This window comes from Taishania pollutisoli, assembly GCF_014518315.1.
GTDB lineage: Bacteria > Bacteroidota > Bacteroidia > Flavobacteriales_D > Crocinitomicaceae > Taishania > Taishania pollutisoli.
Genome location: NZ_JACVEL010000038.1, coordinates 1 through 1,147, shown reverse-complemented (window position 1 = coordinate 1,147; position 1,147 = coordinate 1). Strand labels below are relative to the sequence as shown.

The window sequence follows — 1,147 nt, the reverse complement described above, 5'->3', positions numbered from 1 at the left end:
CAACTGCTGTTACCTACGCGGGAGGATGGAACGTAAGCTGTAACGGAGCAAGCGACGGAGCAATTGATCTGACTGTTGGTGGAGGAACCCCGGGATACAGCTACACCTGGAGCAACGGAGCAGTTACAGAAGACATAAACAGTCTTCCAGCAGGAACATACTCGGTAAACATAACCGACGCAAACGGATGTACAAATACACAAACCATTACCCTTACCGAACCACCTGTTTTGAACGCTTCAACAACTGCTGTTACCTACGCGGGAGGATGGAACGTAAGCTGTAACGGAGCAAGCGACGGAGCAATTGATCTGACTGTTGGTGGAGGAACCCCGGGATATAGCTATGCGTGGAATAATGGGGCGACAACAGAAGATCTCAGCGGACTTACTGCAGGAACTTATTATGTGACAATTACCGATGCAAACGGATGTACAAACACACAAACCATCACCCTTACCGAACCACCTGTTTTGACAGCCTCAACAACTGCTGTTACCTACGCGGGAGGATGGAATGTAAGCTGTAACGGAGCCAATGACGGAGCAATTGATCTGACTGTTGGTGGAGGAACCCCGGGATATAGCTATGCGTGGAACAACGGAGCAACAACGGAAGATATAACCAGTCTTCCAGCAGGAACATACTCGGTAAACATTACCGATGCGAACGGATGTACAAACACACAAACCATTACCCTTACCGAACCTCCTGTTTTGACAGCTTCAACAACTGCTGTTACCTACGCGGGAGGATGGAACGTAAGCTGTAACGGAGCAAGCGACGGAGCAATTGATTTAACTGTTAGCGGTGGAACTACGGGATATAACTACACATGGAGCAACGGGGCAACAACAGAAGATCTCAGCGGGCTTACCGCCGGAACTTATTCTGTGACAATTACCGATGCAAACGGATGTACAAATACACAAACCATTACCCTTACCGAACCTCCTGTTTTGAACGCTTCAACAACTGCTGTTACCTACGCGGGAGGATGGAACGTAAGCTGTAACGGAGCAAGCGACGGAGCAATTGATTTAACTGTTAGCGGGGGAACCCCGGGATACAGCTATGTATGGAATAATGGAGCGACAACAGAAGATCTCAGCGGACTTACCGCAGGAACTTATTCTGTGACAGTTAC

The 1,147-nt window shown here is 48.6% G+C and carries 1 pseudogene; it reads left to right on the top strand.

Annotated features, from left to right (window positions below):
- Window positions 1–1,147: pseudogene (locus tag H9Y05_RS16170) on the top strand (SprB repeat-containing protein); the annotation flags it as partial.